The sequence below is a fragment of the Enterovibrio makurazakiensis genome, from assembly GCF_050336585.1.
Classification (GTDB): domain Bacteria; phylum Pseudomonadota; class Gammaproteobacteria; order Enterobacterales; family Vibrionaceae; genus Enterovibrio; species Enterovibrio gelatinilyticus.
The window spans coordinates 18,860-45,851 of the sequence record NZ_JAKJSE010000032.1 but is presented as its reverse complement, the minus strand read 5'-3'; the positions used below and the strand labels follow the sequence as shown (position 1 = coordinate 45,851).

Below are 26,992 nucleotides of genomic sequence, written 5' to 3'. Positions count from 1 at the left end.
GTCACTCCTTTGCCTGAGCAGGATGAGAATAAAATGGCGCACCTTTGATCCAAAGCTTGAGCGCTTGCCAATAGATTGAGGCGACAACATTTACTGTCATCAAGGGCGTTTTAACGATGAGCTTGGAAAGTTCCGAAGAGGAAAACGGCTTCTTCGACATGGCCAATGTGGCGTCAAATTCACGATCATCTCGATGCGTTTCAAGATGAATGAACGCCGTTTTGGTCAACGGACGCAACTTCCAAACATACTTCTGTTCCACTGGGTTAAAGGGAGATACGTGAAACGCTTTTTCGTTCTCCCACCTTTTGCCAGCGGGAATCGCGTAGTAGTGACGCTGATTCCAAGGTGTATTGCTCACTTCAGCGAGCATGTAGCGCCACTGACCGTGTTCGTCATACACGTAGTAAAAATTGACTGGGCTAAAATACATGCCGAAATATCGCAAATGGCACAGGGCCAGCACTTTCCCGCAGTATCGCTCTCCCGTAAGTTCAAAGACTTTATCTTGAACCGCTTGCTTCGTATCGTGACGCCCTTGCATGTAGTCAGGGCGGTGAAACGTCGCAACGCCCCACTTTCTTAGTGAAAAACCTCTCACAGTTTGAGCAAGCTTTTCCACTTCATCTAAATCAATCAATGGCATGAACATCGGGTACGTAAACCGATGGTCTACTGGCGTAAAGCGTCGATGGCGCACGCTGCCAACATACAAGCCACTGAGGGACTCAGTGCTCATGAAGCACTCCTAAGCGGGATAGGCATAGAATGAATACTCTTCACTACATCCAGTGCACTTCTCACACCATCTTCATGGAAGCCGTTGTACCAGTAAGCACCACAGAACCAACTGTTGTTATTTCCTGAGATCAGCGAGCGTTTTTGTTGCGCATCGATGCACTTCTGGTCAAACACAGGGTGAGCGTAAACAAACTGACGCAGAATCTTATTTGGGTCGATGCTGTCTGACTGATTCAAGGTGACACAAAACGTTTCAGGCGAATTGATCCCCTGCAAAATGTTCATGTTGTAAGTCAAAGCAGCAGGTCGGTCTTCGCGGCCAGTCCCCTCACCAAGGTGGTAGTTCCAACTTGCCCATGCGGCTTTGCGACGCGGAAGCAATCGCGTATCAGTGTGCAAAACAACGTCGTTGTCTTGATAATCAATGCTTCCCAATATGAGCTGTTCATCTTGCGTAGGCCGTTTCAACAACGCTAAGGCTTGGTCGCTGTGACATGCAAAGATCACATGGTCAAACACCTCTTCGCTATGCTCAGTCGCTACCACAACATGATGCGCGAAACGTTCAACATGTTTGATACGGGCATTAAGAGTAATGCGGTCTTCAAAAGCCGGGACCATTTTGCGGACATACTCTCTAGAACCGCCAGGGATCACATACCATTGTGGGCGGTTAGTGACGTCCAACAAGCCATGATTTTGAAAGAAGCGAAGGAAGAATTTGAGTGGGAAAGCCCGCATGTCTGACAAGGTTGATGACCAAATCGCCGCGCCCATTGGCAGAATATAATTCTGGCAGAAATACTCGCTGAACTGTCGACGGGTTAGAAAGTCTCCGAGCGTCTGTTCAACCAATGGATCACCATGTGTCGCGATGCTATACGCTTCGCGAGCTTCTTTATTAAAGCGCAGAATTTCAGAGATGAACTTATAGAACTTTGGGTTCAGAAAATTACGTTTTTGTGCAAACAAAGAACCGACACTATGACCGTTGTATTCCAAGCCGTTATCTTCATTTCGAACGCTAAAACTCATCTCTGATTCTTGTGCGTCCATACCAATGTCTTTCATGAGGTTTTGAAAGTTAGGATAGGTACGGTCGTTGAAAACAATAAAACCTGTATCAATGGCATATTTGCCACTCTCGACTTCAACATCCACTGTCGCAGTATGTCCACCGATGTAATCATTAGCTTCAAACAACGTAATGTCGTGCTCTTTGTGTAAGTAGTGCGCACACGTTAAGCCTGAAATGCCAGAACCGATAATTGCAATTTTCATAGTGCATTCCTTGTCATTTTTCTTACTAGCGCTAATTGAAATGCCATTGGCAAAGAGGAAATCAGTTTGAGCAAAAAACTAAACTTTTTCGGGAAGTGAACTTCTGCTTTCTTTTTCTCTAGTCCTTCACGAATCGCCAACGACGCTTCTTCTGGGGTGATAAGCATGGGCATCGGGAAGTCGTTTTTGTCGGTGAGCGGCGTTTTAACAAAACCCGGAGAAACAAGTGACACTGTCACTCCTTTTGATTCTAAATCAACAGAAAGAGAACGCGCCAGATACGACACCGCCGCCTTTGATGCGCCATAGGCTTCGGCTCGTGGTAAACCGACATAGGCTGCCGTTGAACCCATTAACGCCAAATGCGTTTGACTCGTAAAAGTCGACTGCAGCGCTTGAATGCAATTGAGCAATCCAAAAAAATTTATATTAAAAACGCGCTTAAACATGCTGACATCAATCTCGCCATGATCGACATATTCACACGTGCCAGCATTGAGGATAATTAGGTCACAAGGTGCGTCTATTGCCCCCAAGACACGCTGCGTTTCTTCTTCGTTGGTGGCGTCGAAGCTCAAAATGGTGACAGTGTCACGATTATCAACCCAACGAGAGAGCTGGTCGATGTTTCGTCCACAGGCAACAACGTGCCAGCCTGAGCTTTCATAGTCTTTTGCCAGTTGTAAGCCAATGCCTGACGTTGCACCGGTAATCAATACACGTTTCATTGACCTAGCCTTTTCTTGATCATTTTCACCGCAGAACCAAGTACTGGTAATGCTTCGTACAACATTTCGCCCAGGTCAAAATAATCTCGATGAATGACGACGCGACCTTCTTTGAGCACTAAACGTGTACAACCATTGACGACACGCTCTGCCCCTCCAGACAATTTCGGGTGAGAAAGACTCATGGTCCAGCTTATGAAAGCAACGTCTCCATTAATTGCCTGTTCATGAATATCAAAACGACAATCATTAACGTTGCTGTACATCACTTCAAAGTATCGGGACAAATTGTCATAGCCCTCGATACGATGAGCGGGATCTTCAAAGACAACATCTTCGCTATAAATCGCATTCAATGACGATAGATTGTCTTTACTGAGCGATGTATAGATCGATATAAATCGCTCTAACGTGTCATGTTGTGGCGTGGCACCCGTTTGCATCATGATTCAGCCCTTTTCGTATTCTGTTGGGACTTAGCAATTTCAAACATTGAAATTGCCGTCTCGCGCGCGGCCTTGTGATCAACAATTGGACGCGGATAAGCTAAATCAATTCCTTGCTTCTCTGCCCACCGATGAGGTTCGTGTAGTGCACTGTCAGGAACTGATTCTAATTCTTTCAACCATCTACGGATAAAACGCACATTAGGATCAAACCGTTTGCTCTGTGCGGTGGGATTAAATACGCGAAAATATGGCTGTGCATCAGTGCCTACAGATGCAGACCATTGCCAGCCACCGTTGTTGGCGCCAAAGTCACCATCAATGAGTTTGCTCATGAAGTACTTTTCACCCCAACGCCAATCAAGGTGCAAATCTTTTACGAGGAAGCTGGCCACAATCATTCTCAATCGATTGTGCATCCAGCCAGTTTCATTTAACTGACGCATCGCAGCATCGACAATTGGAAAGCCCGTGCGGCCTTGCTTCCAGCGTTCAAACTGCAATTCATCTTGATTCCATGTGATCGAATCGGTCCATGCTTGAAAGCTACGGCCTTTACTTATTTCGGGATAGGAGGCCACGATGTGCTGATAAAACTCCCGCCATATCAGCTCAGATAGCCATACACTCGCTCCACTACTATTCATGTCTAAGCAGTCAGGGCATTCAGTAAGTAACCGTGCTAAACATTGTCGAGGCGAAATCGCGCCAATCGCTAAATACGGTGATAACTGGCTGGTGGCAGGAACAGCCGGGAAATCACGCGAGTTCTCATACTGGTCAACGCGATAACGGCAAAAATCTCTGAGTCGCTGAATAATAGCGTTATCGTCAGCAGGCCAACCCACAGAATCTCTTTGAGGGTATGCGAATTCAATATTACTTATCTGTTTAAACAAGGCGTTAACTAACGCATTCGTTGCGACAGGTGATGGTGTACTCACCGGCGTAATGTTTCCTCGGCGATAATGCTCAAGCCACGCTTTTTTAAAAGGCGTAAACACGCGGTAAATCGTCCCTGCACCCGTCATGATACTGCCCGGTGCAAATACGCATTTATAGTCATACATGTTCATCATGGTGCTGGTTAAGCTGAGCAAGCCCGCAATGGCGTTATCACGGTTCACTTCATCGACTTCGTAATCACGAATACAGTAAATGTCAGATATTTGATATTGCTGACACAGCTCAGCCAGCGACGGATTAATATCACTAAACGTCGGCACGCGTTTAAACAAAAGGGGAATATTAAGCTTCTGAAGATCCTGCCTTAACACCTGCAAACGACGACGAATGAGATCTGCTTGCATCGGTGACATACCGTGGGATTCCCACTGCAATGGCGTTTCATAATATATCGCAATCACAGGCTCTCCGCTTTCACACGCCTTTGAAAGTGCAATATTGTCTTTCACCCGCAAATCACGTCTAAACCAAACTAACTTCATCGTCTACGCTCCCACGTTGTCAGTTGATGGCACAGCAGCTGATCCAATCAGATCAGGATGAATGAGACGGCATTGCCCCACCAATTCAGTAATGTGCGCCCGATTCTCAAGCACACCTTCGATTTCTCGACGAAGCGGCGCAGAGAAAGATTGATCGGAATAAATCACTAATTTTTCAACCGCTTGCTCTGACAATGTCCTAGACAACAGCAACAATCCCGACTCCATGCCATCAATGATTGTGACGTTGTAACCCTCACCTTGTAATTTCAATGCTTCTACATACACAAGACATGTGTTGTCGCCAGGCAAAGAGACCAACCAACAAGCCTTCTTAGTGTTAACTTTGTGGTTGTTGTGAAAGCGGTGAACGAGCACATTGCCCAGCTGCGTTAGCCAAAAGTCCCTACATAGCTTTGACACGTCACTATTTTGATTTTCAAAGGCTTCACTCAATGGTTTCAGAACTGTCGCACTGAGCGTTTTGATCGGGTAGTTTCTCGTCAGGTCTGCTAACAGGCGATGTACGGCTTTTGAATCAAAGCGGGTTATCGCATCTTTAAGCGCAACCAACTCGGGAACGCGCTGCGAGAAACTTGCTTTAGCAATCTCTTCTTTCCCTAACAGTGCTTTCACTTGACTCACTGCGACACCCTTCTCCAACCAAGAAAGAATTTCTTTGATGAGCGAGACATCCTGTTCCGTATACAGTCGATGCCCTTTTGGCGTGCGCTGAGGATTCAATAACCCATAACGTCTTTGCCATGCTCTCAACGTCACAGTGTTAACACCTGTACGCTCAGAAACATCACCAATCGACAGGTTTGCCTGACTAGAGTCCATAACGTAGCCTCAACGTTTCAGGGTATGGATTGAGGTAGCTTTGTTGACGTAAATAGTCGTCTGGATGCTGCTGAAGGTGGTGGTTGATCAGTGTCAATGGCACAAGCAACGGCATGATTCCCTTGCGGTAAGAGTGAATAAGCTCCGCCAATTCTTCCTTCTGTATTTTGTCCAAATCGCGTTTAAAATATCCCTGCAAATGCATCAATACGTTTGTGTTGTTCTTTCGGCTCGCACGATTTGCAATGGCTTGCATAAATCTAGTGCGATATTCGAAGTAGAACTCTTCAATGTCATATTCAGCGATACGAGCAACGAATTTACCCAGCGACTTATAGTCTGTCGGGCTGTGGGCCATCAACACTAACTTGTAACGGGAATGAAATTCGACAATCGCACGACGAGTGATACCGTCAGCCATACAATCGTAGAAGTCTCTGAGAGTGAAAATGCGAAAAACGAAGTTTTCACGAAGCACGGGGTCATGCAGTCTGCCATCTTCTTCAATAGGCAGCCAAGGCATGCGAGATATCAACTGTTGGGTGTACAAACCTACGCCGTTCTTTTCTGCCGCAACGTATCCATTTTCTTGATATACCTTGACGCGCTCCATGCCACAGGTTGGAGATTTCGCGCAAACCACGTACCCACACAGATCCATACTGGCAAGATGATCAACTTTCTTGCGGCTGAACGCCTCCATTTTATCGGTATAGTCGGCATCAGGGTTTTTCGTTTCTACAAGACGAACACCTATTTCATCACCTCGATCGAGGAGTCGGATGGTCGGGCGCGGCACAGACATCCCAATACCAACTTCGGGGCAAACAGGAACAAACTCGAGATAAGGAGATAGCTCTTCACATATGAAGTGATTGCGTTTATGGCCGCTATCAAATCGAACCTTGTCTCCGATGACGCATGCGCTAACACCTAATTTGATTTTCATGAATCCGTCCTTGTTGTACACGTTTTATTATTTGTACAACAGCGGCAGAAAAAAGGATCACGAATTGTACAAAAATATATTTTTGTACAAAAAAAAGAAAAGGTGCATCACATTATCAATGCAATGCACCTTGAGTACGGAGTACGGTAAATTATTGATTAGGCGTGGCTTCTTGCTCTTGCGTGATGGCAATATCGATCTGTACTTCAAACGCTTTCAAGCGCTTGTAGATGGACATAAGCTCAACAATCGTGCTCCACGAATGCACAAGAAATTGGAAAGAATCTTCAACTTTACCGAACGCTCGAAGGATTTGCTGCAACACACCAAGGGTAATAGCACCTGAAACAATGGTCGGCCCCATAAAAATATACGGCATGATGACCGTGTACTGAATGTATGACCACTTAGCAACATCGAAATACAGATAGTGACGATAAAGGTTGAAGTAATTTCGACGGACATTTAAAAAGAGTTCTTTAACCGTTTCTGGTTCAGCACGAGATTCGTGGTCTTCCCCTAGTACCAACTCTTTTCGATAAGCGGCTTCTACTTTCTGGTTTTTAAACTCCAAACCTGGCAGTTTAATCCCCACCACAGCAAGCAGCACAGTACCCAGTATGGCCGACAAAATCGCCAAATAAACCAACGAGTGTTCTACTGGTCCAATCCAAGGCAGCTCTGTGACGTTTTCACTTAATGTCCAAAGGATTGGCAAGAAAGCCACCAGCGTCATTATCGAGCGCATAAAAGACACGCCCAACCCTTCCATAATGCGTGCAAAACGCATTGTATCTTCCTGAACACGTTGAGATGCGCCTTCGATGTGATGAATTTTACTCCAATTGGACATGTAGTAATCATTCATTGCTGTGCGCCAGCGAAAGACATAGTGACGAACAAAAAACTCTAAAATAACAGCGATAATAATGTACAGAGAAACAATATTGAAAAACTCAAGACAGGCCGCGAGAAACTCATCAAATTGAACTGCGTTTGGCGTTGTCAGTGCTTTCTGTACGAGGTTGTAGAAAGAACCAAACCATTCATTAACTTCAACATCAATTTCGACTTTATACCAAGTGACATACAGGATTAGCGCGGTGCCAAGAATAGACCAATGAAACCAACGTCTATCGAGAAAAAAAGATTTAAACATGAACACACATCCTTAATTTTTTGTGCTTTTGGCTCTGAGAGCCTAATCGCCTAGCAAGCTCAAACTCGGTGTACGGCTCTAAATAATGTTTCTGGCCTGACAGAGCAAAACGGAAAGCAGGAATTCAACATTGAATAGACCCTGTTTCCTTTCCGATATTTCAAGTCTAGTCCCATAAACCTGCTTTCACTCAAAGATAACAACATGAATTTATTGACTAATCTATCAAAAGAAAGGTGAATTTCAATAGGATTTCTGTTTCGCAGGGTGTTAACTGTGACAATTCAACGGAGACAGAGGCCAATTTAGTCGTGAACAACTCTCTTAGTTAGCCTCTAAATCTCGTTTAACGCGATGTAATTGGCCTCACCGCAATGGGTAACTCACCATCTAGCGCGTCATTGTCGAGGTCATTTTTGAACACATGAAATGGCGCTGGGTCACCAAAATAGGAACCTTGAAGCATTTCGACTCCAGAACGAATCAAATACTCCGCTTGTACTTTGGTTTCAATTCCCTCTGCAACCACATGCAACTTAGACTCTCGAGCAAATGCGAGTATCGAGTCCAAAATAGTATTTTTGAAATCTTCCAATCCGATTCCATCAACAAACATTCGGTCAATTTTTATGGTGTCAATATTGAGGATATGTAGGTATGAAAATGCGCCATAACCCGTACCGCAGTCATCTAATTTTATTGAAATACCATGCTCTGTGAGCGCTTCAATACAAACAGCAGCTTTATTGAGATCACTGAATTTCGTCCGCTCTGTAATCTCAAGCGACAGCAGGTGGGGATCGAGTTCATGCAGTGACATTTTATCGAGTAACTTAGTTGCAGTATCTGATTTCTCTAAGTAACTGGGAGAAACATTAACACTCACAAAAAAATGCTTCGGTAATGACAGCTTTTTCATATCATCCAGAACATTATCGATTAATTGATCCGTAATTTTATCGATTGAACCGTTCTGCTCAGCGAGAGGAATAAATGTATCTGGAGGAATGTATTCACCATTGCTCGCCAACCATCGAACAAGAACTTCCGCGCCAACAATACGATACCCTCCCTCTACCGGTTGAACGATCGGCTGATAAAATGGTATCAGAGCATTGGATTCGATCGCTTCATTGAGCAGGCCGCTCAATCCTTTTCGATCGGACTGGTTAAGCTCTACACCAACTGCAATCAGCGCACCGATCAACACCACCAAAATTGAAAACAAGTTTACGAGGTCGCCAACTAAATACTCTACGCCTTCTTCATTAATGAACAATCTCACACCGATATTTTGCCCTAAATTACCATCGTAAACTTCATGGTATGGCTGTTCATTACGCTGATAGAGTGTGATGTCTTTGTCGTTAACATGAACGACCATGAAAAGGCACTTTTCGCAGTTGGAAAGGAAGTTTTTCGGCTGTTGAAACACAAATCGTAGAATGCCATTTTTGCCATGAAGCCGCATTTCTTCAAATTGACTTTCACTCAATATCAACGAGACATGAGCAAAATTAATTATACTTTCAGGCTCTGACGCCATTAATGCTCGGCCCGCTTTTTCATTATTATATATTGAACAAGACCTGCCATCGTTAAGATGAAGATCGACATATTCAATAAAGATATTATTACTCCTTACCTGACTCATCAGTTCAATATCATCATTATCACAACGATAAAGTAACGTGTCTGATAAAGAATGCATTTGATCGAAGCTCTGCCGATAAAGCTCAGTGTATAGCTGAGAGAGAACTGCAACGTCTTCATGTATTTTTTTCTGTACAAGCCAGTTTGAAACCACGACCTGCGAAAAATAAGAAAAGAGGACCGATATAAAAATGATAATTAGCGCTTTTGCGTGCTTCTTAAGCCATTCCACTGAGGCTTCCGTTTTATCCCTGAACGATGAGTCTAATAATAGGACATTTACGATAAAGAAATATGCAAAAATACCGAGACGAAGCATCAATTTTTGTATCGAGGCACCCATAACGCTTAGATAGTCATCGTACTTACTTGTGTTAGAATCACCAATAATCAGCTTTTCGCAATCAAATGACTTAGTTCGAAAACACAATGACTTCTATCCCAACTTCTCCTCCCGTCATTCTCACCATTGCGGGTTCAGACAGCTCCGCTGGTGCGGGCATTCAAGCTGATCTTAAAACTATCTCGGCCAATAATGGCTATGCATGTACCGTGATTACTGCTGTTACATCTCAAAACACGCAGCGCGTATATGATGTGTTTTCTCTGCCCCCACCACTCGTTGCGTCACAAATAAATGCCATTTTCTCTGATTTTAACGTTGCGGCAGTCAAAGTAGGCATGCTCGCGAACATCGAGATTACTCGCGTTGTAGTGGAACAACTATTGGCTCATAAGGCCAAAAACATTGTCGTTGACCCTGTGATGCTATCAACCAGTGGGCGTGAGCTTCTGAGTCATGAGGCAGTTTCCTATTGTAAAGAGCACCTCTACCCTATTAGCACTGTACTCACCCCCAACTTACCTGAATTAGAAGCATTAACTGAGTTAACAGGGACTAAGAATTTAACGAAGACAACACAAAAAGCGCGACAGCAACTAGGTTGTGAATGGTTGCTGATTAAAGGTGGACATAGTGATAATCCAACCCACTCAACCGATTATCTTATTGGTGCTGATAGTGCGAGAAGCTTTTCCTCTCCGCGCATTCAGTCTCGCAATACGCACGGTACTGGCTGCACCTTGTCGTCAGCGATCGCGACTTTTCTCGCCCAAGGGCATTCAGTGGAAGCGTCCGTAGATAAAGCAAAACAATATTTGTCTAACGCGATTGTTAACGCACGTCATCAAAAATTGGGCAAAGGGCACGGCCCATTAGGGCACTTTTACTGTCTCAAATCACGTTGAAGATGCTGGATTTTAGAGACTTTCTCTCCTCCTCACATTGCGAATTGCAGGTTATGACTTAAACTTGTTTTAGAGACATTTGACGCACAAGTGAGGTTATCCTTTGTCATCAGAAATCAGTCAATCTGACCGCACTTCCGAACAGTCCACTTCTTCCCCTCGATTGACTTCTTTGGCAGCAATAGCTCTCGTCTGTACCTTTATTCTGATTTCAACATTCACCCTTTATCACAGCGCGCAATCGCGTCAACTTGAATTGCAAAATCACATGTTGAACATTGAGACAAACCGTGTTCAACGAGCCATTGAGGTAAACTTACAAAAAGAAGCGTATTTCCTTGTATGGCTCGCCAATAGTTTGCAAAACAAAGGCGAAATTAGCGAGAGTACTTGGCGTCGGAGTACCATCGGTATTAGTTCATCTTTTCCCTTTTTTGCCGGTGTCTATTGGCTGGATCTCGAGCATACCCCCCAGTGGTCTGCGCCTGACAACTTCACGCCCTACCCCGAAAATGCTGATTGGAATATTTCACCGTCTGTTCCTCTCAACACTATTCCGGTTCTCACGAAGCTCTCTACGTCGAACATACAACCTGGAGTGAATGGCAAGCTCACGATAGAAATGCTACATCCGGTATCATTTGATTCGAGAGTGTCTGGCTATCTCGGCGCAAGCTATAACATCAAGTTGATGCTCGAAGCTATTTCTCAAGAGTTTCTTCGACCCGAACAACATTTGGTTCTGAGTAGTGACTCATCGACATTCTTTGGCCAACTCCCAGAAGAACATGGTGCGCTGATCAACAGTGTGGATATCAATGCCCTAAACGGCCAATGGCAACTGACCATTTGGCAACGATCCAGTTCGGACCAGGCCTATTTTTCTCTGCCTATGTTAATTTTTATTTCTGGCATTGTGGTGACGGTACTCGTGGCGATGTCATTGTATTTATTGGAAGTGAACATTATCGGGCGTCGCGCCGAGTCCAACATGGTGAGTAAGTTAAAAGAAGAAATAACCCAGCGAAGAGAAGCGGAAGACCAACTCAAGTTCACAGCAAACCACGACCCTCAAACGCACCTTCCCAACCGCTTTGCGATGGAACAATATCTAGAGAGAAACCTTCGCTCAGACCAAGAAATGGTATTGATGTGTATCGCGCTCGACAAGTTTCAAGAAGTGAATGATATGTATGGGCACCTTGTTGCGGACCAGTTGCTGTTTGAAGCGGCTAAACGCTTTAAAACCGTACTCCCCCCCCATGCAATCTTGGCAAGAATTACCAATGATCACTTCATGATAGCGTGTGCAGGAACGTCACAGTTAGAAGCTGAAATGCAAGCCAATCAATTGCGTATGTGCTTTGAAGAAGAGTTTTATATTGAAGACAACGACATTCTCACGACCTGCGCCATTGGTATCGCTTACCGTTATGACAATCAACTTCGCGCAGAAGATATGTTACGCCATGCAGATACCGCAGCGAACAAGGCGAAAGCTCTAGGGAATCGCAAAGTGGTTGCCTACAACCAAACCATGCAAGAACAACTCAATCAGAAAAAAGATCTAGAGCGCGCAATACGCCAAGCTATCAATAACGACGAGTTGAAGCTGCACTTCCAACCACAAGTCGACTTAAGAACGCGACAAATTGTCGGTGTGGAAGCACTGGTTCGTTGGGAGTCACAAAATGGTGCCGCCATCAGCACTGACATCATCATTAAAACAGCGGAGGAAACCGGCTTGATGCAGCGTTTAGGGCATTGGGTTGTCGACACTGCTTTGAAAGAATTTTCTCGCATGCTAGATGAGCGATGCGCGCCAAAATGTATCGCCATCAATGTGTCAGGCCATGAATTCCAAGATGGTTACTTAGCTGACTATGTGATTCGATCGGTGAACCGCTATGACATTCCAGCGTCACGTGTACAAATTGAATTGACCGAACAGGTGTTCATTGAAAACCTTGAGCGTAACCAACATATTCTAAACCGGCTTACCGCTTCCGGTATCAGCCTCGCCATTGATGACTTTGGTACCGGCTATTCGTCACTGGCTTATCTTAAACACTTCCCCGTCAATACAGTGAAAATAGACCGCGGTTTCATCAAAGATTTACCACAATCTAAAGATGATCTCGTGATTTGCCAAGCGGTTGTGAGCATGGCGAACCTACTTCAATTGAAAGTGGTTGCTGAGGGCGTGGAGACAATCGATCAACAAGAGCTACTGCGCAATATTGGCTGTAACTTTGCACAAGGCCACTATTACTATCCCCCAATGTCATCAGATGCGTTGATGGTGGTACTCAAAGAACAAAGAGCCGGGCGTCTCTACCCGGCTTCTTAATCAATGCATAATGCAAAGCATTCTGGTTAGTGAGTTGCGGTTTTCCAGACATCAGGCTGGATTGACACAACCGCATCGCCAATCGAAAACCACACTTGGCCGTCTTCAATCGTTGCTTGAATCGTCATGGTACGAGATGACGCAGCGGCGGCGGCATCCAACACTTCATCCATGATATTAATGACAGTCAAGTTTTTGAATGGGTGTAACTTATTAAGCTGCTGCGATTTCCACACGTTAGCCGCATGGTCGTCATAGGTAAACAGCACGACTTCTTTTGCCAATGAGCACGCTTTCTTCAAACGTTTTTCGTCTGGTAACCCAAGTTCAACCCAAAGTTCGATTTCATCACTATAGTTTTTTATCCACAACTCTGGCTCTGATTCGTCACACAGCCCTTTTGTAAACTGCAAACGCTCATCCGCATATAAAGTCCACGCAAGAAGGCGAAGCATCATACGTTTTTCGGTTTCGGATGGGTGCTGCGCCAACGTCACGGAGTGATCGAGGTAAACACCTCTTGTCATGTCCGCGACATTGATTGACGCTTTATACACCGTTGCTTTAAGTGCCATGGTATTTCCTAGATTATTGTCTGTCGTTAAATAAGACCGAGATAAGGTCGCTTTCTTTGCAAAGACGCTCCTTGTCTCTTTTGGCAAGTCGCTTTATTTTCCACTCAAGCGACATAGCCTTTTGCTTTGCTCCCACCTCATGAGACCAAGCAAGCGTGAGAGGCTGTTTGCCTCTCAAATATTTTGCAGTTTTCGTGCCATTTTGTTGATGTTCATCAAACCGACGCTGAACATCAGTCGTCACACCGCAATACAACGCATTTTCGCGTGTACGAATGAGATAGACATACCATGACGTTTGAGTCTGCGGTTGTGTATCCTCATGGCCTGTTTGAATATCAACAGGTGTTGATGAACATTTAGCACTAGACACCAAAGTTACTCTGCGTCAGCGTTAAGCAACTCATTAACCAAGGCTTTAAGTTCTTCTACTTCGCGCTCTAACGCTTCAACACGAGTCGCAAGAGAAGACGTTTCACCTGGTGTTTGGTCAAAAACAGGCTGCGCTTCCGTCTCCGGTGTGTCAGAGCCAAATAAATGCACATAGCGGCTCTCTCGTTTACCCGGCTCTCGAGGAAGCTGTGCCACATAGCCCTTTTCAACCAAGGCGATCAGTGCAGATTCCACATCCTTCACATCAGAAAATTCACAAAGACGGTTTGTACGTGTGCGAAGTTCACCCGGCGTTTGAGGGCCTCGAAGCAACAGGACGCAAATAATGCCCTTTTGCTGCGTAGTAAACTGCAAGCTACCGAATTCCGTGTTGCAAAACCGATGTTGGTATTTGGTTACTCGGCTTCCGAAGCCTTCCACATCACTCACCATGCGTTTGGTTTTCAGTTGCTCAATGGTATCTAGCACCTCAGCCTCAGTCAGTGAATAAACAGGATCGCGATTACTCTTCTGATTAGATGCAGTAGTTAAACTGTTCAGCGTTAGCGGATAAAGCTCTGGTGTTGTCACTTCTTTCTCAAGCAAACAACCGATAACACGCGCTTCGTGGGGAGTAAGTTCAATCGCCATGGTAATGCCTCTGAATAATCCTTATTGCCCGAGGTTATAGCAATCAACTGTGGTGGCATCAATCACTTATATTGATAAACGCGTAAAAGACACAAACGACTGATAGATCTTTAGCCTAAATGGTGTTTTCGCGAGATAATTAGCACTTATTTATTCGTCTTGGCATATCGAGGAAGCTGGCCTTCCGTACCGAAAACACCGCACACTAACACACTCAACCACGATTCACTGAAACGCCTTCGCCGTTAACTTCTCATCATGAATTGGGGACTCATTCACCATCATTTACAGAATGAATCGCTGTAAATTTGTCGCAGCCATGTGATTTCGCCTGAATCGCAAAAATTTTTGTCGCACCATGAGTCAATATTCAGATAAGATCCTTTCAACGATCTCGTTAAGTAGTATTTGTCTCTTTCACTCGCGAAGGTCGAGAAGAGACTAAAGGAGTAGTAAATGGGTCTGTTTGGTAAAAGTGCTGCGTCTATGCCAGCAATGTCGTTAGTGGCAAAACAGTGCCGCGTCGTCGGCGAGTTTGATTTGGAAGGTGACATTCAATTTGATGGGCAGGGTGAAGGTACCATTATTCGTGCTCGCAATGTTGTTATCTCTTCTACAGGTCACTTTAAAGGCGACATTTACGCAGAGCACGTTACGATCAATGGATTTGTCGAAGGAACTTGTGCTGCGCGCGAAGTGAACATTCTAGGTAATGGCAAAATGAAAGGCCAGATCCAGAGCGAGCAACTCACCATCGCAAAAGGTGGCGTGTTATTGGGTGAAAATAAGCTCAAAGAAGAACCGTCACTAAAGGTTGTGGCTGAAGAAAAAGCCGCAACAACTAAAGCGACTTCAGAGTCGAAAAAATCACACGCATCTGCTTAGTCGACGCTCAGAAGGTAGATATTGCTTTATTCGTCAACACTCGGCGAACATAGTGGCTATCTTCTGTTGACTTCATGCTTCAGCAAGCTAGGATGCGCAATAATATGCGTTATCAGGAATTAATGAGATGTCTGAACAAGCTAACCAAGCTGTAGAAACCGTGAAGCTTGAAGATCTGTCTGCAGAACTTCAACAAGTGATTAAATTTGAGCAAGTACCTGTAGAACTGTACACCATGCTGGCGTCTGTTCACGAAGCCTCTGAAGACGTGGTTCGTGAATCATGGGACACACTACCTGCGAGTGCTCAAAACATTCTGGATAACTTCGAACAGTTCCATGCTCTTGTTAGCCTTAGCCAAAGCTATGCCGGCATTGATTTCATGACCGAAACTCAGGACATGAAATTTGATGATATGACTGACGAGCAAACACAAGATTACAAAGCAGGTCTATTGGACAAACTGCTTCATAACTGTGTAAAAGACCTCGCTAAGCAACTTAAGCAAGCTCGTTTGAAGCCTGCGATGAAACGCGAATTCCGCGAAATCTTCGCGAAGTAATATGTAATATCACGTTTAGTGCGAGATATAGCGACAAAAAAGGAGGTGACACTGTCACCTCCTTTTTATTTTCTATTCACCAGCACTTTGCTTGGTACTTTCGACGCTCAAGTCCGGTATAGAACCTTCACCACGTGATATCCAAATTTAGTTTTCACTAAGTGCGGTGTCAGCACCTCACCTGTAAAACAAATCTTGTCAAACTGCGGCACCATTTGACCCTTTCTAAACTCACCAAGATCTCCACCTTTCTTACCTGACGGGCAAGTACTGTGCTTCTTTGCAAGGTCAGAAAATTTCTTGCCTTTCTCTAGTTGCTGAATAATATCTTCAGCTTGTTCTTTGTGCTTCACCAAAATGTGAAGTGCATGTGCAGTGCTGGCCATAACGCACCCCTATTCTACTGCTGTTTCGATATGGGCGCTGATTATACCCATATCACACTCAGTGTCACACGTCGCGTTTCGGTGGCAGGTCAGCTAATGGCAACCAATTCACCTCAACACCCGCTTGCGAAAACATATCAGCGCTGACTTTGATTTTTTCACCCCAACGAGAAAGGAAGTCTTCACTTTGCTCAGGACAAAATACTTTGGTGATACCCGTTTGGATGATTTTGGCAGCACAGTTAGGACAAGGGAAATGTGTTACCCAGATTTCACATTCAGCCAGATCTCGTTTAGCGAAAAGAATGGCATTCTCTTCCGCATGAAGCGTTTTTAATAACTTCATTTCGCGATCGTCGGTATCAGCACTGTCTGAAATGCCATGAGGGTAACCATTGAAACCCACAGAAACGATACGATTACCCTTGGTAATCACCGCTCCCACCTGTGTTGAAGGGTCTTTACTCCAAGAGCCTACAAGCTCTGCCATTTGATAGAAACGTACTGCCCACTTAGAGATCATCGTATTTCCAATATGTTACCCATGTTGATGGGGCTATTTTGCAAAACTGCCGCCAATAGCTCAATACAAAAAAGCGACCCAAGTGGGTCGCTCTATCGTTTTTTCGTGATTTATACTAAAACGCTGCGCTGTTAATGAATAAATGGGTGAAAATAGAGGCTATATAACCCAGCATGATAACAGGGGCCCATTTTAAGTGACCAAAAAATGTATACATGCCTCTCGCCTGCCCCATCAATGCAACACCCGCAGCTGACCCTAATGATAACAAACTGCCGCCCACACCCGCTGTCAGTGTTACCAACAACCAATTGCCCAAAGACATGTCGGGTTGCATGGTAAGTACTGCAAACATCACCGGTATATTATCGACCACTGCGGAGAGCAGCCCTACTATCGTATTGGCCCAGATGGGATCCCACTGCAAATACATCACATTGGATACTAAGCTTAGATAACCAATCAAGCTCAAGCCACCAACACACATAACAACGCCGTAGAAAAACAGTAATGTGTCCCACTCAGCGTGTGACACACGTCTGAACACATCAAAAGGTACAACTGACCCCAAGCGTTTAAGTGCAGCTTCATCTTGTTTGGCCTGAGCCACAGCGCGTTTCCTTGCCAATGAACGAGGAAGCGTTTTGCGAAGATAGAAACCAAAGAACTGCAAATATGCCAAACCCATCATCATGCCGATCACTGGTGGGAAATGAATCAAACCATGGAAACCAACCGCCGTAATGATAGTTAACAAAAACAGTACGACGATGCGTCGAGCACCGCGTTTAATCTCAACAAATTCCTGCACAACGTTCGGTTGCTCTTTCGGAACGAACATCGACATGATAACGGCAGGCACAATATAGTTGACCACAGAGGGAACAAATAAGGCGCCAAATTCAGAAAACGAAACAATGCCCGCCTGCCATACCATTAAGGTTGTAATATCACCAAATGGGCTAAATGCCCCACCAGCGTTGGCTGCGACGACGATGTTTACACACGCCAGGTTAATAAACCGAGGATTGTCCGCACCAATTTTCATCACAACCGTACACATCAAGAGCGCGGTAGTGAGATTGTCTGCAATCGGGGATATGAAAAACGACAAAATACCGGTGATCCAAAAGAGTTGTCGAAGATCGTATCCCTTACCTAAAATCCAAGCCTTAAGCCCGTCAAAGAGCCGGCGCTCTTCCATCGCGGCAATGTAGGTCATGGCCACGAGCAAGAACAACATAAGTTCAGCATATTCGAGTAGATTGTGTTCAATAGCCGTTTTAGCAATCTCGATGTTGCCGGCATTTGAATACGCGAAACCCAGTAGTAACCAAATCAAACCAGCCGCTAACAAGACAGGTTTGGATTTTCGAAGATGCAGTTGTTCTTCCAGCATCACGAGAGTGTATGCAGCTGCAAATATAATGAGGGAAATATAGCCAACGGCCGAGTTTGTTAAGTCGATAAAACCAGCATCACTGCCAGATGCGAGCGCATTGCTAGAGAATAGCAACATGAGCCCTAGAAAAAGCTTCATCCTTGTGCCTCCGAGCGAATCAAAAAATTCTAATGCAGGGGCATTCAAATGCGCTGAGTCCGTATCTCAGTATCGTTAGCGCAAAGCCCCAATATGCCAATCTCTTTATAGTTATATGGGTTACCCATCATTCGTAACGTGGGCTCAGAGATTGGTGAATGACGGGGATCATATATGCAGAGAGAGAATATTTCAGGGTAAATTACGTGCTTTTTGGCTTGCCCCACAAACATGCTTATATTTTCGCCAATACCGGAAGGGGTATTTGTAAATGAGAGCGGGATCGTCCATTTGAAAGCGAAAAAGTGATATTGGCCTAACTATGATGCTCATGAAAAGAAACGAAGTCGTCAGTTTACAGTGTAAAATTCTTATTGTTCGTCATACGGAGATCAAAGTTTCTCACAAAAAGCAGACTGAACCAGTAGAATTGGATTGTGACATATCTTTCACTAGCATATAACTTAAAGTCGGCATATTTATTAACATATAAGTCCGTGAATATTGATAAATTCTGCCAACCAAATTACTGGGTGAAATTTAGGCGATTCACATTTTTGTTATCTTATTCATATAGTTAACAGTAAATGTGCAAATAAATGCATTACGCGCAATATCACAAGTCATCTCATGCCGTATTTTAGTGCCTGATTTGACATGAAATTTTCTATATAACAATGGATTAACACGTGACGGAAAAATTGGTGCATTTTACCAATGGTCACTCATCAAGGAGAACGTGATGGATATTTCAAAACTATTTGTATCGGCGTGCTGTGCCGCGACGCTTTTTTCTGCCCCCTTTGCCGTATCTGCGGAAACAGCGAAAGTTGCGGTTTCGCAGATCGTTGAACACCCAGCACTTGATGCAACACGCCAAGGTTTACTCGATGGACTAAAAGAGAAAGGCTATATCGATGGTGAAAACCTCGAATTCTCTTACCAAACGGCACAAGGCAATCCTGCCATCGCGGTTCAGATCGCTCGCCAATATGTTGGTGAAAGTCCTGACGTACTTGTCGGTATCGCGACGCCTTCCGCACAAGCACTCGTTGCAGCAACGAAATCCATTCCTGTGGTATTCACTGCGGTAACCGATCCTGTTGGCGCAAAACTTATTAAAGACATGAGCAAGCCAAGTGCAAACGTCACAGGCCTTTCTGACTTGTCTCCTGTTGCTCAACACGTTGCTTTGGCGAAAGAACTACTGCCGAACATGAAAACGATTGGGGTTGTTTACAACCCAGGCGAATCTAATGCCGTTGCGCTGGTCGAACTGCTTCAAGAAGCCGCGAAAAATGAAGGTTTAACTGTCATCGAAGGTACCGCGCTAAGAAGTGCCGACGTTCAATCTGCTGCACAAATTGTCGCGTCAAAAGCGGATGTCATCTACGCCCCAACAGACAATACGGTTGCAAGTGCGATTGACGGCCTTATCGGCGCAGCAAACCAAGCGAAGAAACCCGTTATTGGTGGTGCAACATCGTACATTCCAAATGGCGCAATTGCCGCACTGGGTTTTGACTACTACCAAATTGGCGTGCAAACCGCCGACTACGTAGCAGCTCTGCTTGATGGCAAAGAAGTGTCAGCACTACCTGCAAAAGTTGCTGTTGGTTCTGATCTGGTGATTAACCAGAAAGCGGCACAAAAGCTTGGCATTACTGTGCCTCAGGCTCTGCTTGATCGTGCAACATCTGTAGAAAAGTAATCGGTAGGAGTCGTACAACATGACCTCAATTGCCTTTTTTGGCACGCTGGAAGTAGGTCTGGTTTATGGCCTAGTTGCACTAGGCGTATATCTTACCTTTCGGGTTCTCGATTTTCCTGACCTGACTGTAGATGGCAGCTTCCCTATGGGAGCTGCTGTTGCAGCCACTCTAATCATCGCGGGTGTTAACCCTTGGATTGCCACGTTTGCTGCCATATTAGCAGGAGCGTCAACCGGGCTAATCACCGCATTTTTGACAGTGAAATGCGGCATTCTGAACCTGCTTGCCAGTATCCTCACCATGATTGCTGCGTTTTCGATCAACATTCGCATTATGGGTCGTCCCAATATTGCGCTGCTGGGCGTTGATACTATCTTAACGCCATTTGAAAACATGGGAATTGACCCCGTTTACGCTCGTCCACTCGTTGTATTTGTTCTGGTGGTATTAAGCGCTCTCTTTATCATCCGCTTGCTCGCGAGTGATTTTGGTTTAGGTTTACGGGCAACAGGTGTCAACGCTCGCATGGTAAAAGCACAAGGCGGCAGCACCGCCTTTTACACCTACGTGGGCCTTGCCCTTTCCAATGGCTTTGTTGGCTTTTCTGGTGCGCTGTTTGCGCAAACAAACAGTTTCGCTGACGTTACCTCTGGTGTGGGTACCATCGTTGTTGGTCTTGCCTCGGTGATCTTAGGTCAAACCTTAATTCCTGGCCGCAAAGTATGGGTTGCCGTTGTCGCTGTTATTTTGGGTTCTGTTCTCTATCGTCTAGCAGTCGCCTTTGCTCTAAGCTCCGGCATGTTTGGCTTGAARGCATCAGATCTAAACCTTGTTACCGCACTTCTCGTTGCATTGGCATTGATAGCTCCTAAGGTGCGTCAACAGTACCAAAAGAACAAGAAGGTCAAAGAAGCAGGGGTAGCACGATGATTGAGTTAAAAGACATTCAGGTCACCTTCAACCCAGGTACAGTGCTAGAAAACCGAGCCCTTCGCCGTGTTTCGCTGACCGTACCCAAAAATCAGTTTCTGACGATCATCGGTTCAAATGGTGCAGGCAAATCAACACTACTTGGCGCTGTCAGCGGCGAGACGCCAATGGTTGGCGGGAGTGTGATTATTGATGGTATTGATGTCACGAAACAACAAGTCCACCAGCGTGCCAGTTTGGCTGCACGGGTGTTTCAAGACCCACTCGCTGGCACGTGTGCATCACTGACTATTGAAGAGAATTTGGCGTTGGCCTTCAAGCGAGGTTCACATCGTGGATGGAGTATGGCGCTGACCAGAAAGCGCAGAGACATCTTTAAAGATCGTATCTCAATTTTGGGGTTAGGTTTGGAAGACCGTCTTGGCGATAGCATTGGTTTGCTATCTGGCGGCCAACGCCAAGCAGTAAGTCTGGTCATGGCAACGCTATCTGACAGTAAGTTGCTGTTGCTGGATGAACACACTGCGGCGCTCGACCCGCGAATGGCTGCTTTTGTCATCGATTTGACGAAAAAAGTCATCACCGAGTTCGGCTTAACGGCGCTCATGGTGACGCACTCGATGAAAGATGCGCTGGCCTGCGGTGACCGTTCGGTCATGCTTCATCAGGGTGAAATTGTTTTGGATGTTGCAGGCGAAGAACGCGCCAATATGGGTGTGCCAGATTTGCTTGAAATGTTCAGTAAAGTGCGCGGTGAAGAGCTGGCTGATGACAGTTTGCTACTCAGTTAGCCATGTTCACCGACTCTGTTAAAACCAAAGCGGCCTTGGCCGCTTTCTTCTTTCTTCTTTCTTCTTTCTTCTTTCTTCTTTCTTCTTTCTTCTTTCTTCTTTCTTCTTAGTATATACAAATCATTTGTTGGTAAAACACTAGGCCGAACTGGGCTGATTTAACTCTGCTTCAACACTGATACTCTTCGATAACAGTTTAAAATTCACTGACATCCAGTAAACGAAATAGATAGACTTACTCCAATAAACTAACGAACAAAAGGAGTGATCATGGTTAGCATCGAGTTTTTAGTCACATCAATTGTCGTGGTTCTAATCCCTGGTACGGGTGTGCTCTATACCATTTCAACGGGACTATTAATGGGGTTTCGAGCGAGTATTTGGGCTTCCGTTGGCTGCACATTTGGCATTATCCCCTCTCTCATTGCCAGCATCACAGGGCTCGCGATTATTCTTCATACCAGCGCGTTGGCGTTTCAAGTCGTTAAGTATGCAGGCGTGGCTTACTTGATGTACCTTGCAGTGTCTATGTGGCGATCTAGCGGTGCGTTATCACTTAACGATAAAGCCAAGAACACAAGCATGTATGACATAGCGATCAAGGGCTGTTTGATGAATATTCTCAACCCCAAACTCACGGTATTTTTCATGGCTTTCTTGCCCCAGTTTGTTCCCGCTAGCATTGTTGAACCGGCTGCCTATATGCTACTTCTTGGCAGCATTTTCATGACAATGACGTTTGTTGTGTTCATTTTTTATGGTGCGCTTGCCGTTAGCGTAAGAGATTTCATTATTCACTCCGAACGTGCTTCGATTGTACTGCAACGTGTGTTTGCAGGGAGTTTTGCAGCTCTTGGCCTAAAATTGGCTTTCTCAGATAAGCAGTAGTTATCTGCAAGTCATCAAGGTACTTCCAACAAAAACGCCCCGTTTTATAACGGGGCGTTTTTGTTCGTAAACCAATTCAGATCAGAAACGTTTCAGCAAACGCCCCATCAATGAAGGGTGATAATCCCACACATGATCAAACATGCTCATGAGTTTTGGGTTGCCATATTTGGACAAGTTAACCGCATGAAAGCGGTTGTGCTGACGCTTAAGGTCATCAACTTGCGCTTGCACTTCTTTCGGTTGCTCAGGCGCAATGAAATCTGAAATCACAACGAGATCCGCATTCCTATACTTATCGGTTCCCATCAGATCAATGGAATGTGTCAACACTGGAGAGAGATCGGTTCCACCATGAAATGTGTATGACAAGAAATTAAGCGCCTCTTTCAACCCGCCCTCACCTGTTAGTTCATAACAAATATGATCGGTTGAAAAGATCATCACCGTACAGTCCCGATCTTCTTTCACTGCGATTTGCATCAATGCATAAGCCATTGCTTTCGCGCATTGTTCAGGAAACCCGCTCATTGAGCCAGACGCATCCACGCAAATCAAAAATGGTCCTTTTTCAATATCAACCTGTTTACTTTCAGGTTTAAAAGCTTTGACCTTACGGAGGGACCGTTTCATGCCCTGCATACGGTAAGTTAACAAGCGTTTATCTGCAAAATGCTTATAGAACAGTATTTCCAGTGCAGGTTCAGCAAGGTAGATAATCTCATTAGGGACAATCTTTTCAAGATTATCACTCTGGTGAACACCCACAATATCGTCAGCAACATTGTCTGCGGGCTCTTCTACCATTTGTAACTCTTCAGCAGGAGAGCGATGCAGTGAAGGATCATCTACATCACTGGCCATTCGACCTAAGGTTTGGGCAATATCTTGTAAATCCTGATTATCTTTTAAAAACGCCACGAATCGCTTAAGCAAATCCACGTCAGACTGAGTCACTTTGGACGAAGCCAAATCCCAAAGACGGCCGACTTTGTCAAGCGTGCCTCGCTCCTCAACGTTTTCTAGCGTCTTGTAAGTCTCTATTCGCTGATAAAGCTCATTGAGTAGTTTGTCTTTGTGCGCCTCCAACTCTTTTTGTTGGGCACCTTTTATCGACGCAGCTAAATGCTCATACCATTTATTGCAGAAATACGATTGGAACATGGGTGTTTCTTGAGACATGTTTTTTTCAAGCATACGTCTCGCAGCAAGATAGAATTCAGACTTCCCTTCAAGTTGCTTAATCATGCCTTTGGCATGTTGAGAAAAGTCATGTTGTGTCAATTGCACCGCTTCTTGATACAAAGCAATCTCTTGCTTGAGTTCTTCAGTAATGCAGTCGTTACTTAAACGACGTTTTACCGAATGCCGCCACTTGCGGATATGCCTTCTCACGGCAGATTTTGCCGTAGGGCTGGTTTCCGTCATCAACAGCAATTGCGGCTTCGCCATCACTTCCGTGACAGCATGTTCTAACATGCCCGTTTCGGCGAGCATCATGCCCAAATGGAGACTTTCTGGACTAATCATTGTGCCTCCCCTTACGCGAAGTAATCAGTCAGCATGCGCACTCTAAACGCGCTTTTTTCGAACTTCATCGTCTGTCGTTGCAGCGACTCTTCTGCATCAGTGATGCTGCTTGCGATCACCTCAAGCAGTTCCGAGTTTGCAAAGTGGTGTGGCAACGCCGCGTTAAGCTGAACGCGTGCGATACGAATAAGGTGTTTCGCTTCTTCAATCTTTGCGATGGCAGCTTCATTCTTCGTTTGCCACTCAGTAAACGCGAGTGAGTCACTATCATCAACGCCTGCTATCGCAACAGATACCGGACGATTGGCGATGTCTTTAATCACTAGACAGTGCTCACCGTCTACATCAAATTTTAGCAGACAGAGATTAGTGTTCTTGTTGACGTATCCATAAACATCACAAGCACCGCTCTTTATCTTCTTCTCAAATTCAGTGGCATCAACGTAAACCCAACGACTGTCGCCTTTTTCTTTCTCCGAGACGGATGGATTTGAATCAAGCATTACCAGCTTAATCAAATCATTCGACATATTGACGGAGTAGCGACGCGCTTGGCTTAAGTCGACTTTGACTTTCTCTTTTCGCATCGACAGCTCGGTATCAACAGTGTGCCCAAGCACATCAATGATGTCGTCAGATAGCACTTTGATATCTTCACCCGCTTCAAGCGCAAGTGCTAAAGCTTCTTGTTGATTGAAACAGATATTCGATGCAAATTTTCGCATGGTGTCGCTAACGACTACGCGTGATTCAGGGCTATGCCATAAACACTCTTGCAGTAATAGCAAATCCACAGGATTGACGTCCTTGCGACCATTGAAGAACGCACTGGCCTTCAACAGACGAACCGCTTTTTTCCAGCGTCGGTCAGAGATATAGAGCTCCTCGACGGGGAATGCGTGACTCGGATCGTCCGCTTCTCGCTCAAGCAACATTTTTAATGCGTAGATTTTCTCGAACACATCGTCTGACAAAGAGACCTGATCAATCTGACTTTGCCATTGCTGATACTCCTGGGCTTTGATCGAAATTTCAGGACCAATCTCAACGCGTGTTTCACCACTTTCTCCAGTCAGAAGACGTTTAAAATTACCCTTCTCTTGAATTCGATTAACGAAAATACGCACCAACATACGATCATAGAGTGCGTCTAGGCCGCTATCAGGCTCAGGCAGTTCATTGGACGCAGTCACCAACAAACGCATGGGGACAGGCAGCACTTCACTACCATTGCGATAGACGCGTTCATTCACCACGGTGAGAAGGGTATTGAGAATAGCAGGGCCTGCTTTCCATATTTCATCAAGAAAAACAACGTCTGCAGAAGGTAAGTATCCTTCGGTTAAACGAACGTACTTTCCGTTGTCTTTTAACTCTTGAATTGATAGCGGACCAAAAACTTCTTCTGGCGTTGAAAAGCGTGTCATCAAGTACTCAAAGAACTGACTATCGTCGAACGCTTCAATTAGCCGTTTTGCTATGTAACTTTTTGCGATACCCGGCGGGCCGAGCAAGAAAACACTTTCACCGCTTAACGCGGCGAGCAGGCATAGACGAATAGTGTCTTCTCGTTCATAAACGCCACTTGATAGCGCTTGAACAAGCTTTTGAATTCGCTCAGGAAGTAAAACATTATTTGTCGTCATCGCAATTTGATTCGTCACGTTGCTGCTCCATATTGATTAATCAACAACATGAAACCAGTCATAACACATTGTTAACACTTTGTAACCATTAATACTTGGTTACATTCTGTATAACACTTCAAGTTTGATCTAATCCACCCTTAAAACTTAGTTTCCATTTATGAGAACATCAAAAATCGCTGTCTGATCATAGTATTGCAGACCGTAACAATCATAAAAAAAGCCTCCATCAAGGAGGCTTCTAAGTGCTAGTCAGTCACGACAGGGAGTGTCGCATCACTCCCCCACTCACTCCACGAGCCGTCATAGACCGTGATGGGTTTGCCTAGGGTTATTTCACTCGCCAGAGAAAGAATACACGCAGTGACACCTGACCCACATGACGACACATTCAGCATGTCAGCAGAAACAACAGGTGTAATCAGGCGCTCCAGTTCTGATTTGTCTTTAAACTTCCCGTTAACAAGAAGCTTCCCGAACGGTAAATTCTTTGCGTTTGGCATATGTCCACTGCGAACGCCAGCGCGAGGCTCTGGCACGGACCCAGCAAAACGATCCGCAGGTCGTACATCGATGACATTAAGGGATGCGGATGAAATACCTGCTAGCAAGGTGTCCTTGTCTATTACACGTTCGGAGACTAATTCCGCAACATATTGTGTCTTAGCGGGAATTCTAGGGAGTTCAGAATCTATCTCTCCTCCAGCAGATATCCAAGCAGGAAAGCCACCATCAAGAACCGCTACCGATTGATGACCCATTGCCTTAAACATCCACCAAACCCGTGGCGCCGAAAAAATACCGGAACTGTCGTACACCACTACGATATCTTCGTTATCAATGCCCAATGCACTCACGGCCTGCTCAAACTGCGCAGGTGACGGGAGCATGTGTGGTAGTGATGATGACTTATCGACAATCTCCGCATCAAAATCAAAATACACAGCACCAGGGATTCGTTGGCTCATCCATTCAGACTTTGCATTTCTCTCGCTGCCCGGCATAAACCAGCTAGCATCAATCATCTTAAGATTTGGGGTGTTTAGGTTATCCCTTAACCATTCGGCACTGACAAGTGCATTTATAACCTGTTGCAAATCACTCTCCTTGGAAGCCATCATCGTCAACGTACAATGAATGGTATAGCATATCCGT

The 26,992-nt window shown here is 45.1% G+C and carries 26 protein-coding genes; 8 read left to right on the top strand and 18 right to left on the bottom strand.

Going from position 1 to position 26,992, the window contains the following annotated elements; all coding sequences use genetic code 11:
• Position 1: 1 nt before the first annotated feature.
• The 9 genes from L4D06_RS21670 to L4D06_RS21630 form a co-directional block, all read right to left on the bottom strand.
• On the bottom strand, positions 2-739 hold the full coding sequence (locus L4D06_RS21670) for a DUF1365 domain-containing protein (protein WP_429741304.1): 738 nt from the start codon (positions 737-739) through the stop codon (positions 2-4).
• Positions 736-2,022, bottom strand: a complete 1,287-nt coding sequence (locus L4D06_RS21665) for an NAD(P)/FAD-dependent oxidoreductase (protein ID WP_429741302.1) — start codon at positions 2,020-2,022, stop codon at positions 736-738. Before L4D06_RS21665 ends, L4D06_RS21670 begins: the two co-directional genes overlap by 4 nt.
• On the bottom strand, positions 2,019-2,750 hold the full coding sequence (locus L4D06_RS21660) for an SDR family NAD(P)-dependent oxidoreductase (protein ID WP_429741300.1): 732 nt from the start codon (positions 2,748-2,750) through the stop codon (positions 2,019-2,021). Before L4D06_RS21660 ends, L4D06_RS21665 begins: the two co-directional genes overlap by 4 nt.
• Complete coding sequence (locus L4D06_RS21655) at positions 2,747-3,196, bottom strand: nuclear transport factor 2 family protein (protein ID WP_429741298.1); 450 nt, start codon at positions 3,194-3,196, stop codon at positions 2,747-2,749. Before L4D06_RS21655 ends, L4D06_RS21660 begins: the two co-directional genes overlap by 4 nt.
• Positions 3,193-4,644 (bottom strand): deoxyribodipyrimidine photo-lyase, encoded by a 1,452-nt coding sequence (gene phrB, locus L4D06_RS21650; RefSeq protein WP_429741296.1) that lies wholly within the window; start codon positions 4,642-4,644, stop codon positions 3,193-3,195. Before phrB ends, L4D06_RS21655 begins: the two co-directional genes overlap by 4 nt.
• 3 nt (positions 4,645-4,647) lie before the next feature.
• A complete protein-coding gene (locus L4D06_RS21645; protein ID WP_429741294.1) occupies positions 4,648-5,487 on the bottom strand; it encodes a MerR family transcriptional regulator in 840 nt (279 codons plus the stop codon).
• Positions 5,477-6,436 carry a YbgA family protein gene (locus L4D06_RS21640; protein WP_274163116.1) on the bottom strand — a complete coding sequence of 320 codons (960 nt, stop codon included), beginning with the start codon at positions 6,434-6,436 and terminating at the stop codon, positions 5,477-5,479. Before L4D06_RS21640 ends, L4D06_RS21645 begins: the two co-directional genes overlap by 11 nt.
• Before the next feature lie 151 nt (positions 6,437-6,587).
• Positions 6,588-7,595, bottom strand: a complete 1,008-nt coding sequence (gene sbmA / locus L4D06_RS21635) for a peptide antibiotic transporter SbmA (protein ID WP_274163115.1) — start codon at positions 7,593-7,595, stop codon at positions 6,588-6,590.
• 346 nt (positions 7,596-7,941) lie between these two features.
• Positions 7,942-9,480: an EAL domain-containing protein gene (locus L4D06_RS21630; RefSeq protein WP_274163114.1), complete on the bottom strand. Its 1,539-nt coding sequence runs from the start codon at positions 9,478-9,480 to the stop codon at positions 7,942-7,944.
• A 197-nt stretch (positions 9,481-9,677) separates the two neighbouring features.
• On the opposite strand from L4D06_RS21630, the gene thiD reads away from it, so the two are divergent.
• Together thiD and L4D06_RS21620 are read left to right on the top strand one after the other, a co-directional pair.
• On the top strand, positions 9,678-10,496 hold the full coding sequence (gene thiD, locus L4D06_RS21625; protein ID WP_429741291.1) for a bifunctional hydroxymethylpyrimidine kinase/phosphomethylpyrimidine kinase: 819 nt from the start codon (positions 9,678-9,680) through the stop codon (positions 10,494-10,496).
• 172 nt (positions 10,497-10,668) lie between these two features.
• Entirely contained in the window at positions 10,669-12,846 is a 2,178-nt protein-coding gene (locus tag L4D06_RS21620) for a putative bifunctional diguanylate cyclase/phosphodiesterase (protein ID WP_429741348.1), read from the top strand.
• Positions 12,847-12,872: 26 nt separating this feature from the next.
• Here L4D06_RS21620 and L4D06_RS21615 read toward each other — a convergent pair whose 3' ends face one another.
• From L4D06_RS21615 to L4D06_RS21605, 3 genes are read right to left on the bottom strand one after another with little or no spacing between them, the layout of a single operon-like run.
• Positions 12,873-13,421 (bottom strand): YaeQ family protein, encoded by a 549-nt coding sequence (locus L4D06_RS21615; RefSeq protein WP_274163111.1) that lies wholly within the window; start codon positions 13,419-13,421, stop codon positions 12,873-12,875.
• Positions 13,422-13,434: 13 nt separating this feature from the next.
• On the bottom strand, positions 13,435-13,758 hold the full coding sequence (locus L4D06_RS21610) for a GIY-YIG nuclease family protein (protein ID WP_429741346.1): 324 nt from the start codon (positions 13,756-13,758) through the stop codon (positions 13,435-13,437).
• Between the two features lie 41 nt (positions 13,759-13,799).
• Positions 13,800-14,444, bottom strand: a complete 645-nt coding sequence (locus L4D06_RS21605; protein WP_274163110.1) for a YceH family protein — start codon at positions 14,442-14,444, stop codon at positions 13,800-13,802.
• A gap of 456 nt (positions 14,445-14,900) precedes the next feature.
• Here L4D06_RS21605 and L4D06_RS21600 point away from each other — a divergent pair, with 456 nt between their 5' ends.
• Positions 14,901-15,329 (top strand): bactofilin family protein, encoded by a 429-nt coding sequence (locus tag L4D06_RS21600; protein ID WP_429741288.1) that lies wholly within the window; start codon positions 14,901-14,903, stop codon positions 15,327-15,329.
• A gap of 127 nt (positions 15,330-15,456) precedes the next feature.
• Entirely contained in the window at positions 15,457-15,891 is a 435-nt protein-coding gene (locus tag L4D06_RS21595) for a DUF3069 domain-containing protein (RefSeq protein ID WP_274163108.1), read from the top strand.
• A 107-nt stretch (positions 15,892-15,998) separates the two neighbouring features.
• On the opposite strand, the gene ppiC is transcribed toward L4D06_RS21595, so the two are convergent.
• The 3 genes from ppiC to nhaD all read right to left on the bottom strand — a co-directional run bounded on the left by ppiC (position 15,999) and on the right by nhaD (position 18,340).
• Positions 15,999-16,277, bottom strand: a complete 279-nt coding sequence (ppiC, locus tag L4D06_RS21590) for a peptidylprolyl isomerase PpiC (protein WP_429741286.1) — start codon at positions 16,275-16,277, stop codon at positions 15,999-16,001.
• 64 nt (positions 16,278-16,341) lie between these two features.
• Positions 16,342-16,800, bottom strand: coding sequence for a dCMP deaminase family protein (locus L4D06_RS21585; protein WP_028022552.1), 459 nt, complete (start codon positions 16,798-16,800; stop codon positions 16,342-16,344).
• A 115-nt stretch (positions 16,801-16,915) separates the two neighbouring features.
• Entirely contained in the window at positions 16,916-18,340 is a 1,425-nt protein-coding gene (gene nhaD, locus L4D06_RS21580; protein WP_274163106.1) for a sodium:proton antiporter NhaD, read from the bottom strand.
• Positions 18,341-19,082: 742 nt separating this feature from the next.
• Between nhaD and L4D06_RS21575 the strand changes: the two genes are divergently transcribed.
• The 4 genes from L4D06_RS21575 to L4D06_RS21560 all read left to right on the top strand — a co-directional run bounded on the left by L4D06_RS21575 (position 19,083) and on the right by L4D06_RS21560 (position 22,661).
• Positions 19,083-20,051, top strand: coding sequence for an ABC transporter substrate binding protein (locus L4D06_RS21575; protein WP_274163105.1), 969 nt, complete (start codon positions 19,083-19,085; stop codon positions 20,049-20,051).
• Positions 20,052-20,070: 19 nt separating this feature from the next.
• Positions 20,071-20,982: an ABC transporter permease gene (locus tag L4D06_RS21570; RefSeq protein ID WP_274163104.1), complete on the top strand. Its 912-nt coding sequence runs from the start codon at positions 20,071-20,073 to the stop codon at positions 20,980-20,982.
• Positions 20,979-21,773: an ABC transporter ATP-binding protein gene (locus L4D06_RS21565; RefSeq protein WP_028022548.1), complete on the top strand. Its 795-nt coding sequence runs from the start codon at positions 20,979-20,981 to the stop codon at positions 21,771-21,773. The genes L4D06_RS21570 and L4D06_RS21565 overlap by 4 nt, the downstream gene beginning before the upstream one ends.
• Before the next feature lie 270 nt (positions 21,774-22,043).
• Positions 22,044-22,661 carry a LysE family translocator gene (locus L4D06_RS21560; protein WP_274163103.1) on the top strand — a complete coding sequence of 206 codons (618 nt, stop codon included), beginning with the start codon at positions 22,044-22,046 and terminating at the stop codon, positions 22,659-22,661.
• An 81-nt stretch (positions 22,662-22,742) separates the two neighbouring features.
• On the opposite strand, the gene viaA is transcribed toward L4D06_RS21560, so the two are convergent.
• The 3 genes from viaA to L4D06_RS21545 form a co-directional block, all read right to left on the bottom strand.
• Complete coding sequence (gene viaA, locus L4D06_RS21555) at positions 22,743-24,191, bottom strand: ATPase RavA stimulator ViaA (RefSeq protein ID WP_429741282.1); 1,449 nt, start codon at positions 24,189-24,191, stop codon at positions 22,743-22,745.
• An 11-nt stretch (positions 24,192-24,202) separates the two neighbouring features.
• On the bottom strand, positions 24,203-25,837 hold the full coding sequence (locus L4D06_RS21550) for an AAA family ATPase (RefSeq protein WP_429741343.1): 1,635 nt from the start codon (positions 25,835-25,837) through the stop codon (positions 24,203-24,205).
• A 248-nt stretch (positions 25,838-26,085) separates the two neighbouring features.
• On the bottom strand, positions 26,086-26,958 hold the full coding sequence (locus tag L4D06_RS21545; RefSeq protein ID WP_429741280.1) for a sulfurtransferase: 873 nt from the start codon (positions 26,956-26,958) through the stop codon (positions 26,086-26,088).
• Between the last annotated feature and the right edge of the window lie 34 nt (positions 26,959-26,992).

Excerpts from the sequence above, each read along its gene's own strand:
- L4D06_RS21670 (WP_429741304.1), bottom strand. The coding sequence starts at position 739 with ATGAGCACTGAGTCCCTCAGTGGCTTGTATGTTGGCAGCGTGCGCCAT.
- L4D06_RS21665 (WP_429741302.1), bottom strand. The coding sequence starts at position 2,022 with ATGAAAATTGCAATTATCGGTTCTGGCATTTCAGGCTTAACGTGTGCG.
- L4D06_RS21660 (WP_429741300.1), bottom strand. The coding sequence starts at position 2,750 with ATGAAACGTGTATTGATTACCGGTGCAACGTCAGGCATTGGCTTACAA.
- L4D06_RS21655 (WP_429741298.1), bottom strand. The coding sequence starts at position 3,196 with ATGATGCAAACGGGTGCCACGCCACAACATGACACGTTAGAGCGATTT.
- phrB (WP_429741296.1), bottom strand. The coding sequence starts at position 4,644 with ATGAAGTTAGTTTGGTTTAGACGTGATTTGCGGGTGAAAGACAATATT.
- L4D06_RS21645 (WP_429741294.1), bottom strand. The coding sequence starts at position 5,487 with ATGGACTCTAGTCAGGCAAACCTGTCGATTGGTGATGTTTCTGAGCGT.
- L4D06_RS21640 (WP_274163116.1), bottom strand. The coding sequence starts at position 6,436 with ATGAAAATCAAATTAGGTGTTAGCGCATGCGTCATCGGAGACAAGGTT.
- sbmA (WP_274163115.1), bottom strand. The coding sequence starts at position 7,595 with ATGTTTAAATCTTTTTTTCTCGATAGACGTTGGTTTCATTGGTCTATT.
- thiD (WP_429741291.1), top strand. The coding sequence starts at position 9,678 with ATGACTTCTATCCCAACTTCTCCTCCCGTCATTCTCACCATTGCGGGT.
- L4D06_RS21615 (WP_274163111.1), bottom strand. The coding sequence starts at position 13,421 with ATGGCACTTAAAGCAACGGTGTATAAAGCGTCAATCAATGTCGCGGAC.
- L4D06_RS21605 (WP_274163110.1), bottom strand. The coding sequence starts at position 14,444 with ATGGCGATTGAACTTACTCCCCACGAAGCGCGTGTTATCGGTTGTTTG.
- L4D06_RS21600 (WP_429741288.1), top strand. The coding sequence starts at position 14,901 with ATGGGTCTGTTTGGTAAAAGTGCTGCGTCTATGCCAGCAATGTCGTTA.
- L4D06_RS21595 (WP_274163108.1), top strand. The coding sequence starts at position 15,457 with ATGTCTGAACAAGCTAACCAAGCTGTAGAAACCGTGAAGCTTGAAGAT.
- ppiC (WP_429741286.1), bottom strand. The coding sequence starts at position 16,277 with ATGGCCAGCACTGCACATGCACTTCACATTTTGGTGAAGCACAAAGAA.
- L4D06_RS21585 (WP_028022552.1), bottom strand. The coding sequence starts at position 16,800 with ATGATCTCTAAGTGGGCAGTACGTTTCTATCAAATGGCAGAGCTTGTA.
- nhaD (WP_274163106.1), bottom strand. The coding sequence starts at position 18,340 with ATGAAGCTTTTTCTAGGGCTCATGTTGCTATTCTCTAGCAATGCGCTC.
- L4D06_RS21575 (WP_274163105.1), top strand. The coding sequence starts at position 19,083 with ATGGATATTTCAAAACTATTTGTATCGGCGTGCTGTGCCGCGACGCTT.
- L4D06_RS21565 (WP_028022548.1), top strand. The coding sequence starts at position 20,979 with ATGATTGAGTTAAAAGACATTCAGGTCACCTTCAACCCAGGTACAGTG.
- L4D06_RS21560 (WP_274163103.1), top strand. The coding sequence starts at position 22,044 with ATGGTTAGCATCGAGTTTTTAGTCACATCAATTGTCGTGGTTCTAATC.
- viaA (WP_429741282.1), bottom strand. The coding sequence starts at position 24,191 with ATGATTAGTCCAGAAAGTCTCCATTTGGGCATGATGCTCGCCGAAACG.
- L4D06_RS21550 (WP_429741343.1), bottom strand. The coding sequence starts at position 25,837 with ATGACGACAAATAATGTTTTACTTCCTGAGCGAATTCAAAAGCTTGTT.
- L4D06_RS21545 (WP_429741280.1), bottom strand. The coding sequence starts at position 26,958 with ATGATGGCTTCCAAGGAGAGTGATTTGCAACAGGTTATAAATGCACTT.